Genomic DNA, 260 nt, shown 5'->3' with positions numbered 1-260 from the left:
TCCCAGTCCGCTGAACACCAGCAGCTGCCAGGGAAACTTGAAAGACAGAATGGTATTGCGCATGGACCAGCCGAACAGCGAGGTCAGCCCGACCCCCAGCCCGTATCCGACCATACCCACCAGCGTCGCCTGCAGCAGGATCATGCCCAGCAGGGTGCCGTTGCCCGCCCCCAGGGCTTTCAGCACGCCGAACTGGCGGATGTTTTCCCGGGTGAAGGTGTAGAAGGGCTGGCCGGCAATGGCCGCGCCCACGATGAATC

At 63.5% G+C, this 260-nt stretch carries 1 protein-coding gene; it reads right to left on the bottom strand.

Annotated features, from left to right (window positions below; genetic code table 11):
- Nucleotides 1-260: FtsX-like permease family protein (locus ACSHWJ_RS16055; RefSeq protein WP_435928795.1), on the bottom strand; the 260-nt coding region annotated here is incomplete at both ends.

It is taken from the genome of Methylococcus sp. S1M, from assembly GCF_051295855.1.
Lineage (GTDB): Bacteria > Pseudomonadota > Gammaproteobacteria > Methylococcales > Methylococcaceae > Methylococcus > Methylococcus capsulatus.
This window is presented reverse-complemented; position numbering and strand designations above follow the sequence as displayed.